This window comes from Streptomyces milbemycinicus, from assembly GCF_002154605.1.
In the GTDB taxonomy this organism is placed as follows: Bacteria; Actinomycetota; Actinomycetes; order Streptomycetales; family Streptomycetaceae; genus Streptomyces; species Streptomyces milbemycinicus.
Genome location: NZ_MUNE01000700.1, coordinates 1 through 8,951, shown reverse-complemented (window position 1 = coordinate 8,951; position 8,951 = coordinate 1). Strand labels below are relative to the sequence as shown.

General features: G+C 69.5%; 6 protein-coding genes. 5 read left to right on the top strand and 1 reads right to left on the bottom strand.

Going from position 1 to position 8,951, the window contains the following annotated elements:
- The 4 genes from CCN51_RS43360 to CCN51_RS43345 all read left to right on the top strand — a co-directional run.
- Positions 1-1,208 (top strand): outer membrane protein assembly factor BamB family protein (locus tag CCN51_RS43360; RefSeq protein ID WP_158104752.1); only part of this gene is annotated, 1,208 nt, incomplete at its 5' end.
- 117 nt (positions 1,209-1,325) lie between these two features.
- Positions 1,326-2,786: a DHA2 family efflux MFS transporter permease subunit gene (locus CCN51_RS43355; RefSeq protein ID WP_014173490.1), complete on the top strand. Its 1,461-nt coding sequence runs from the start codon at positions 1,326-1,328 to the stop codon at positions 2,784-2,786.
- Between the two features lie 134 nt (positions 2,787-2,920).
- Positions 2,921-3,865, top strand: coding sequence for a TIGR03564 family F420-dependent LLM class oxidoreductase (locus CCN51_RS43350; protein ID WP_043488800.1), 945 nt, complete (start codon positions 2,921-2,923; stop codon positions 3,863-3,865).
- A 73-nt stretch (positions 3,866-3,938) separates the two neighbouring features.
- Positions 3,939-4,427 carry a GNAT family N-acetyltransferase gene (locus CCN51_RS43345; RefSeq protein WP_014173488.1) on the top strand — a complete coding sequence of 163 codons (489 nt, stop codon included), beginning with the start codon at positions 3,939-3,941 and terminating at the stop codon, positions 4,425-4,427.
- A 196-nt stretch (positions 4,428-4,623) separates the two neighbouring features.
- On the opposite strand, the gene ltrA is transcribed toward CCN51_RS43345, so the two are convergent.
- Entirely contained in the window at positions 4,624-6,423 is a 1,800-nt protein-coding gene (gene ltrA, locus CCN51_RS43340; protein ID WP_014173487.1) for a group II intron reverse transcriptase/maturase, read from the bottom strand.
- 1,150 nt (positions 6,424-7,573) lie between these two features.
- On the opposite strand from ltrA, the gene CCN51_RS43335 reads away from it, so the two are divergent.
- Positions 7,574-8,951 (top strand): gamma-glutamyltransferase family protein (locus CCN51_RS43335; protein ID WP_107426221.1); only part of this gene is annotated, 1,378 nt, incomplete at its 3' end.

The following is an 8,951-nucleotide window of genomic DNA, read 5'->3' as shown; positions in this document are numbered from 1 at the left end:
CCCTGGCCGCCGCCGGAGTGGCGGGCGGTGTGTGGTGGGCGGTGGCCGGCTCCGGTGACGACGACACCCGCGGCGAACCCCGGCCCGGCCCCGGCGGCTCCGGTACGGACACCGCGCCGCAGCCGCTGTGGGAGTACCGCGGCCCCCTCGGGGACCTCGGCACGCCGCTGTACCACCGGGGAGTCATCGCCGTACAGGCCGACCCGGGGGCCGGCATCCTCGGTGTGGACGCCCGCCGTGGCACGCTGCGCTGGACCGCGCCCGCGGTGTCCGGGTACACGCCGATGGCCTGCGGCGATCTGATCGTCATGAAGGCCACCTACGCCGACGGGGACGACCGGCTGGCGATGGTCGACCCTGCCGACGGCAGGACCTGGTACTCCGACCCGCTCGGGGTGACCTTCCGTTTCACGGACCACCCGATCAGCGCCGGGGACGCCCGTACCGCGTATGTGACCGGCCACTCGGGCGCGCACCGCGACGGTACGCCGGACAGCCGCCGCCGGTATCTGCTCGCGTACGACATGGTGGCCCGGAAGGTGCGCTGGCGCCGGGAGCTCGAGCGCGGCTCGGCCACCCACCTCCCGGGCGTGGTGGCGGAGGGCCGGCTGGTGCTCGTCGACGACGGTTCGGTGACCGCGTACGACACGGCCGACGGCCGGCGGCGGTGGCAGGTGGCGCTGCCCGGGGACGGTCTGGTCGCGGGTGACGGCAGCGACATGGTGCCGCGGTGGACGGCGACAGTGGCACGCGGCACCGTGCTGATGACCGGGTCCGGGCTGCGCACGATCGATCTGCGCACCGGCCGCGGGGGCCGGCAGCTCGACCCCGACCAGCTGCCCTCCGGCACGGGCGACGAGGCGGTGTTCGGCGTTCCCGCCCTGGCGGACGGCGTCGCCTACCTCACGGTCCTGGGCACGCATGTGTTCGCCATCGACCTGGCGTCACATCATGTGCGGTGGAGGTGGAAGGCGGACACCGACCTCGCCTCGCCGCCCGCCGGCACCGCGGTGGCCGGCGGGCTGGTCTTCCCGCCGTCCTCCGACAGCCGCGCCGCCGCGGTCGCGGTGGACCGCCGCACCGGACGGACGCGGTGGACCCTGCGCGACTCGTCCGGCTCCATACTCGGCACCACGGAGCCGCTGGTGGGCCAGGGTCGGCTCTACGTCGTACGCGGCAAGTCGATCCGGGCGCTGCCGCTGACCTGAGCCGAACAACATGCCGGAGCCGGTCCCCGGTTGACTTGAACCTTGGTTGATATCGGAGTCTCAGGACGCGGGCGGGCGATCCACCCGCCCCGCCGATCACAAGGACAAGGCTCCGTCATGTCACATACACAGCAAGCTCCCGGCGACGCTCCGCCCACCTCACCCCGGCTGGCGGTCCTCGCCGCCGTGGTCACGCTCGGCTCCATCATGTCGGTGCTGGACACCACCGTGGTGAACGTCGCCATCAACCCGCTGGCCCAGCGGTTCGACGCCCCGCTCCCCACGGTCCAGTGGGTGTCCTCCGGCTACTCCCTGGCCCTGGCCGCGGTGATCCCGGTGACGGCCTGGGCGATCCGGCGGTTCGGCACCAAACGCGTCTACATGACGGCCATCGCGCTGTTCACCCTGGGCTCCCTGCTGGCCGGAACGGCGTGGTCGATCGAGTCGCTGGTGGCCTTCCGGATGGTGCAGGGGCTGGGCGGCGGCATGATCGTGCCGACCGGGATGACGATCATGATGCGGGCGGCCACCCCGGAGACCATGGGCCGCATCATGAGCATCATGGGCATCCCCATCCTCATCGGCCCCGTGAGCGGGCCGGTGCTGGGCGGCTGGCTGGTGGACTCGTTCTCCTGGCGTTGGATGTTCACCATCAATGTGCCCGTCGGCGTCACCGCTCTGTTCGTCGCCGCCCGCGCGCTGCCACGCGCCGTGGGAGCCCCCGGTCAGCGGTTGGACGTCCCGGGCCTGCTGATGCTCTCCCCGGGCCTGGCCGCGCTGATCTACGGTCTGTCCACCGGTGCGGAGCACCGCGACTTCGGCGGGGTGGGCGTGGTGCTCCCGGCGGTCGTGGGGGCCGCGCTGGTCGTGGGCTTCGTCGTACGGGCCCGGGTCTCCCCGCATCCGCTGATCGATCTGCGGCTGTACCGCGACCGGGCCTTCGCGGCGGGCGCGGGGACGCTGGGCCTGTTCGTCGTCGGCTACTTCGGCAGCATGCTGCTGCTGCCCATGTACTTCCAGGTGGTGCGGGGCGAGAGCGCTACGGCCTCCGGTCTGCTGGGCGCCCCGCTGGGGCTGGCGGCCGGGGTGACCATGCAGTTCTCCGGGCGGCTCGCGGACAAGGTCGCGCCGCGGTGGCTGGTGGCCGGCGGTGTCACCACGGCGGTGCTCGGCATGGGGCTGTTGACCCTGCAGCTGTCGGACAACCTCGTGTACTGGCGGGTGGCCGTTCCGCTCCTGGTGCTGGGTATCGGCGTCGGCATGACCATGATGCCGACGATGGCCGCCGCCACCCGCGGGCTCTCGGCGGACGACGCCCCCTCGGCCTCGACGGCCCTTCAGATCACCTCCCAAGTGGCCGCCGCGACCGGTGTGGCCTTCTTCTCCGTCACGCTCTCCATCAACGGCGGCGGGACCACCACCCCCACACACGCCGGGCCCTTCGCCGACACCTACCTCTGGGCCGTGGCCCTGATGCTGGCCGCCGTACTCCCCGCCCTGTGTCTCCCGCGCCGTCGCCCGGCGGCCCCGGCGGCGGCCAACGCCCCCGCCGAGGAGCGCACTCCGGAACGCACCTGACGCCGCGCCGGTGCGCCGTGACTTCCGGCAGTTAAATTTTGACCCGGTAAATTTTGTTACCGAGTTAAGATATGCTCCCGATCCCCGCCCACGGCGGGTTCCGCCGTCCATCGATCGTCGATTCGGAGCACGTCATGCGCATCGGTGTCGCCCTGCCCACCGACCACACCCAGCTTTCACGCGAGGCCAACTCCGTCGACACCCTGATCGGCCAGGTGAAGGAGCTGGCCGACGCCGGGCTGTCCGCGGCCTGGTTCACCCAGCGGTTCGACCACGACGCCATCACGGTGGCCGCCCTGGCCGCCCGCGAGGTCCCCGGCATCGACATCGGCACCGCGGTCGTACCCATCTATCCGCGCCACCCCATCGCGCTGTCCATGCAGGCCCAGACCGCGCAAGCGGCCTCCCACGGGCGCTTCACGCTGGGCGTCGGGCTCTCGACCAAGTCGTTCGTCGAGCAGACCTACGGGCTCGCGCCGCACTCCAGGGTCCGCCATCTGCGTGAACACCTGGAGGCGCTGCGCTCCTTGCTGGAGACCGGCACAGTGGACTTCAACGGCGAGACGCTGGTGGCCAAGACCTCGCTGTCGGCCAGTGTGCCGGGCGCCCGGCCACGGGTGCCGGTGCTGGTCGCGGCGGCGGGGGAGCAGACCCTGCGGGCCGCCGGTGAACTCGCCGACGGCGCGCTGCCGATCCTGTCCGGACCGCGCACCCTGGCCGAGTACACCGTTCCCACCCTCACGGGCCACGCCGAGGCCGCCGGCCGTCCGGCGCCCCGCGTGGCCGTGATCGTCTCCGGTGTCGTGACCGCCGACGTGGAAGGCGCCCGCGCCCGCGCCGAAGAGAACATGGCCCCCTACAAAAACCTCCCCGCCTACCGCGCCGCGCTGGACCGCGAGGGCATCGACAACCCCGTCGACCTCGTGGCGATCGGCGACGAGGAGCTGCTGGCGACCCAAGTGGCCGCGTACTTCGAGGCCGGCGCCACCGAACTCATCTACACCCAGACCGCGATCGGCTCCCCCGAGGACGAGCGCCGCACCTGGAAACTCCTCGGCGAGCTGGCGGCGCGGGCCTGACCCCGGCCGCCGCCCGGAGGGCGCGGGCAGAAAACGCTGGCGGAGCCGCGTAACCCCTCGGCATCATGTCCGGATGCTGATCAGGGAAGCCGCACCGCGGGACTGGCCCGCCATCTGGCCCTTCTTCCACGAGATCGTCGCCGCGGGGGAGACCTTCACCTATCCGCTCGACCTCGGCGAGGAACAGAGCCGCGAGTGGTGGCTCCTTGAGCCGCCGAACCGTACGGTCGTCGCCGTGGACGAGGCGGGCACTGTCCTCGGCACGGCGAAGATGAACAACAACCACATGGGCAACGGCGCGCACATCGCGAGCGCCAGCTACATGGTCGACCCGGCCTACTCCGGACAGGGCGTGGGCCGGGCGCTGTGTGCGTACTCACTGGACTGGGCCCGGGCGGCGGGCTTCCGCCGGATGCAGTTCAACGCGGTCGTGGAGACCAATGTGCACGCGGTGCGGCTCTACCGGTCGCTCGGCTTCGAGGTGCTGGGCACGCTCCCGGAAGGTTTCCACCACCCGACGAAGGGATACGTGGGGCTGCACATCATGCACCGCGCACTTTGAATCCTCTCCCTCCTGAAGGAGAGAGAATCCTGGCTCAGGCAGCCTGGCGGGACAGCGTCCCGTCAGGTCTTATGCCCTCGGCACCAGCCGGGTTGAGACCAGCCCGGTTGAGCATCACGCGGGGTCGGGTAGCCGGAGCCCGTCACCGGGCCCCGGCCCCCTCAGAACCGGACGTGCACCTTTCAGCGCATCCGGCTCAAGCAGAACCCTGTGGGCGTCTGGATTTTCGTCCGGTCCGCCTGTCGTCGGCTTCGTGATGTTGCCGGTGACAGTCGGCGTGTACAAGTCGGAGGTTCTTCATGTCGTTCCCTCCGCCATCCCGCCGGTAGACGAAGTGGTGCTTATGCAACCGCCTCGCCACAGCCTCGAACCACTCAATCCATGCTCGTGGATTATCTGGCTCGTATTCGGCCCCGGTGATCAGGGCCCCGTCGCAGAGCGGACACAGCCCTTGCTGGCGGAATGCCAGGTTCAGGCTGGTCTTGTCCATGACGGGCGGCGCTTGCTTGCGGCGCCGGTTCGCCCAGTAGTTCTGGAGGGACGGGTCATCCACGGATGCGCCGCCTCTAACCACGACATGCCGGACGATCGGGGTCCAGACGAACTTGGGGAGGTAGACGCCGGTATCCCGGTCGCCGAACACCCACACGTCCGCCCGCGACTTGTTGAATCTGCCGTAGTACCGGGCGGTCACCCAGTGCCTCGGCTTGTAGGGGTGCTGTCTCTTGGCCCACTTGTAGGTGAGCTGCCAGACGTAGGTGTCCAGTTGACTGAAGATCCTCTTGGACACCACCCCTCGGTAGTACGTCGCCCACCCACGCACAATCGGCGTGAGCTTCTGCCGTACCGCTGCGGCGTTGGCTCCGTGCAGTGCCTTCACCTCAGTCCGCAGCCTTTCCCGGATCCTCCGAACCGCACCCTTGCTCGGCTTGATGATGACCTTGCGTTTACTGGTCCTCCTGACGTTGAACCCCAGGAAGTCAAATCCCTTGTCCAGTTGGACGGTACGGGTCTTGTCCTCGTTGAACTGGAGCCCTCGGGGCTCCAGCCACGCGGCCAGAATTTGCTTGGTCTGCTCCGCTTCCTCCTTCGAGTACGTGAGCACCACGAAGTCGTCGGCGTACCGAATCAGGATTGGGGTGCCAGGCTTTGCGCTGGGCTCTCGGTCCTGCCCTTTGCGCTGGTATCTCACCCCTGCGGCTTCTTCCATCCCATGCAGAGCGATGTTCAACAGCAGAGGGCTAATTACGCCCCCTTGTGGTGTGCCTTCCTCTGTCGGCGCCCACCTTCCCTTTTCCATCACTCCGGCTTTCAGCCATCCCCGGATCATTTCCCCGGCTGGGAACGAACCGATGGACTGCATGAGCCGGTCGTGGTGGATGCGGTCGAAGGCTGCCGAGAGGTCCGCGTCCACGATCCACATCCGCCCCGAGGATTTATGGCGTGTCACGGCGAAGATGCTTTCGATCGCGTCGTGACAGCCTCTTCCCGGGCGAAAGCCAAAGGATCTGGGTTCGAATCGTGCCTCCCACTCGGGTTCCAGTGCGTTCTTGGCGCGCGCCTGGTGGACGCGGTCTTTAATCACCGGGATTCCGAGTGGCCGCTGCTTCCCGTTGCTCTTGGGGATGTACACCCGCTTGACCGGGTCAGGTCGCCGGGTCGGCTTCTCCTGGATCTCCTGGGCGAGCTGCGCTCGTCCTCCCGGAGTCAGGATTACTTCCCCGTCGATCCCGGCGGTCTTGCGGCCGGTGCTCTGCTGGGTGACTCGCCGCACGCTGACCAGCGTGTTGCTCCTCGATCGCAGCATGAGCTTTTGCAGGTTGCGAACCTTGGCCAGGTCCCCTTCCTGCGACGCCTTGAAGATCCGTTGGCGGAGTCGCCGTACGTTCTGTTCCTCACGGGCCCAGTCGATGCCGTGCCAGTCCAGAGCAGGGCCGTCTTCAGGTCCGTTCATCACAGCGGCCGGCGTGGCCGTTGTGGCGTCCAACTTGTCCATCGGTTCGGGTCCCTCCCCACCTTCACTTCAAAGTTCCACCCGGTCCACGTCAGCTCCCTCTCGGGCCGGACATCGGTCCGTATCCGACGGGTTATACGCAGCACCCCAGAGCGGGCTTCCACGCTTTCCCCTGATCTTTCGATCTGTCGGCATTCGCTTCTTGGACCATCCTGTTCCCGTTGCAACATCGGCTTTCCTTACGGTCGCCTACTGTCCAAGGACAGATCGCAGCGGGGTTTCCACGTTCCGCTCCATCAAGATGCGATTGGGGAGGGCGCCCCCTCTACCCCGGGTCCGATGGTGTCCGCGTCCCTCCCACTCCGTCTGGAGAGACCACCTGACGCTCTTCTGCGTCAAGGACCTGTCGGTCATTCTTGCGTTCCGTCTTATGACCGTGACATTAACGAGGCATGGCCGGAGGTTCACGCATGTTCGCCCTGTCCAATCTTCCCCTCGCCTGTGGTCTCCGGACGGCTCAGAGACCCTTGGGCTTTCCGGCTCGGCTTCACACCCCGCCGTTACCAGCGACGCATGCGAGCTTGGGGACTGACTGTTGGACACTTGTCAGGGAGACAACCCGTATCTCTCCTCTCTGTGGGCTGCCCCCACTTGAATGGAGCGACTTCGTGTCGCACCGGAGTTCTTGTCTCGTGGGGAGACAGTTCCGCATGCGGTGCAGGTGTAGGTGCGCTCGGACAGCAAATGGGGTCTCCCCTGCTCGAGCGAAGCCGAGAGCTTGGGGGAGCGTGCTTGGTTCTCGCTCCGCAGCAACGGTGACCGGTTCGCAAGCCACCCCACCCCACCTGCGGTGGCCCGTTCCGCTGCGCGGAGCGGGGCGTGGGCGACTACCGGACCATCGCCGACGGCAATGTCCGGATGGCGAATCTGCTCTCCGGCGACATCCAGGTCGGCGACCAGATGGATCCGGTCGAGGCCGGCAGGGCGCTTCACCGAGCCGGGGCTGCAACTGTTCCACTCGCCCGCTCGGCTACTACAGGCTCACCCTCTACATCGGCAACATCAAGGGCGCCGGGGCGCCGCCGGGCTGTATCGGAACCCGCTGCCAAGAGCCCGCCGTCACGAACCCCCTCGCCCGCACCCGCACCCGCGTGGAACGATCAAGCCGTACCGAGACCAGGAGAGCCCCGTCATGTTCACCACCCGCCCCACCCTCCAGGGCACCCACGGCATGGTGTCCTCCACCCACTGGTTGGCGTCCCAGTCCGCCATGGCCGTCCTGGAGGACGGCGGCAACGCCTTCGACGCGGCCGTGGCCGCCGGGTTCGTGCTGCACGTCGTCGAACCGCATCTGAACGGACCGGCCGGCGAGGTGCCGATCATCCTCGCCCCGGCGGGCTCCGCCCCCACCGTCCTGTGCGGACAGGGCCCCGCCCCCGCCGGGGCCACCATCGACCACTACACCTCGCTCGGCCTCGACCTGGTCCCGGGCACCGGCCCGCTCGCCGCGGCCGTGCCCGGCGCGTTCGACGCCTGGATGCTGCTGCTGCGCGACCACGGCACCAAGCAGCTCGCCGAGGTCCTGAAGTATGCGATCGGCTACGCCGAAGGCGGCCATCCCGCCGTCGAGCGCGTCGGTGAGACCGTCGAGACCGTACGGGAGCTCTTCGAGACCGAGTGGACCACCTCGGCCGAGCTGTATCTGCCCGGTGGCAAGGCCCCCGCTCCCGGGCGGCTGCTGAAGAACCCCGCCCTCGCCGCGACCTGGCGGCGGCTGCTCGCCGAGGCCGAGGCGGCAGGCCCCGGCCGCGAGACCCGGATCGACGCGGCCCGCAGGATCTGGCGCGAGGGCTTCATCGCCGAGGCGCTGGCCGAGGCCGCGGCCCGGCCCACCATGGACTCGTCCGGGGAGCGCCACGCCGGCACCCTCACCCGCGACGACCTCGCCGCCTTCTCGGCCGGCTACGAGCCCCCCGCCACCTACGACTGGAACGGCTGGACGGTGTGCAAGGCCGGACCCTGGAGCCAGGGCCCGGTGTTCCTGCAGCAACTGGCCCTGCTGCCGCCCGGCCTGACCGCCGACGACTACGGAACCCCCGACTATCTGCACACCCTCATCGAGGGCGGCAAACTGGCCATGGCCGACCGCGAGGCCTGGTACGGAGACGCCGCCGACGTCCCGCTCGACGATCTGCTGTCCGCCCCGTACAACGACGAGCGCCGGGCGCTCATCGGCGAGCGCGCGAGCCACGAGCTGCGGCCGGGGCGGCCCGGCGGCCGCGAGCCGCGCCTGAGCAAGCAGGCCCTGGCCGCGGTCGCGCGCGCGGCGTCGCACGCCCCCGGACCCGCCACCGCGCCCGGCGCAGGGGAGCCCACCGTCGGCCCCGACGGCACCACCCGCGGCGACACCTGCCACCTCGATGTCGTCGACCGCTGGGGGAACATGGTCGCGGCCACCCCCAGCGGCGGCTGGCTGCAGTCCAACCCCGTGATCCCGGCGCTCGGCTTTCCGCTCGGCACCCGCCTCCAGATGACCTGGCTGGACCCCGGGCTGCCGGCCTCCCTCACCC